The 996-nt window shown below is 63.5% G+C and carries 2 protein-coding genes; both read right to left on the reverse strand.

All coding sequences use genetic code 11. The features are described from left to right. Positions 1-479 (reverse strand): DUF4880 domain-containing protein (locus A3730_RS26750; RefSeq protein WP_156501392.1); only part of this gene is annotated, 479 nt, incomplete at its 3' end. Beyond that, on the reverse strand, positions 476-996 hold a 521-nt coding region (locus tag A3730_RS26755), incomplete at its 5' end, for a sigma-70 family RNA polymerase sigma factor (RefSeq protein ID WP_231884059.1). The genes A3730_RS26755 and A3730_RS26750, both read right to left, overlap by 4 nt.

Here is a 996-nt window from a genome sequence, read left to right on the forward strand (position 1 = left end):
ACCTGGATGTGTCGCTGGGGGCCGTCCAGTACGGTATTGATGGCGCTGTTGGTGTTCAGCCACAGGCGGCTGCCGTCGGCCAGTTCCAGGGCGCGGATTTCGCCCATGCCGGTGCGATACTGTGCGTTCCAGTCTGCCACCAGGGTGGGCAGTGGCGTCTGTCGCCAACTCACCCAACGCAGGCCGCCGGTACTGATGACCAGGGCCAGGCCGGTAATGACGCTGCGGCGCTGTATACGGTTGTGGCGGGCCTGTTTCAGGGTGGCTTCGGTATGCGCTGGATGGTTGGCACTGGCGGTGCTGAACTGTTGTTCAATGTGCTCCACCATTTGCCAGCCGCGCAGATGGTCCGGGTGCTGCCGTAGCCATTGCTGCCAGCGAAGCTGGTCGCTTTCGCCGGCCTGCCCGGAGCGCAGCAGGGCAAACCAGTCGGCGGCGTCACTGAGAATCTGGTGATCAATGTGTGCTGCGCCGTTCATGGTCGGGCGGCCATGCAGCTGCCTTCCAGTCGGGCCTGCAGGCGCAGGCAGGCAAGCATGGCTCTGGACAGGTAATTGCGCACGGTCCGTTCGGATACGCCCAGTTGTGTGGCGATTTCCTTGCCGGTGAGGCCATGCACCATGGACTGGGTAAAGGCATGAGCTACCGCCTCAGGTAAGCGGCGAAGCATGGTGTCGACTTCCACCAGGGCTTCCAGTGCGGCGGTTTGCTGTTCTGCGGACGGGCTTTCCGGTTCGGGCAGGTGGAGCAAGGTATCCAGCCAGGCCTGCTCAATTTCTCGGCGCCGCCACAGGTCTACGCACAGCCCCCGGGCCATGCGGCTCAAGTAGGCACGGGCGGTGTGATGGTGCAGGTGGCGAGGTTTGCTGAGCAGGCGAATAAAGGCGTCGTGGGCCAGGTCGGCGGCATCATCGCGGCTGCCGAGACGCCGCTGCAATATGCCATGCAGCCAACTGTGGTAGTCGGTATACAGCGTTTCCACCGACAGGGATTCCT

The sequence above is a fragment of the Alcanivorax sp. HI0044 genome, assembly GCF_001634945.1.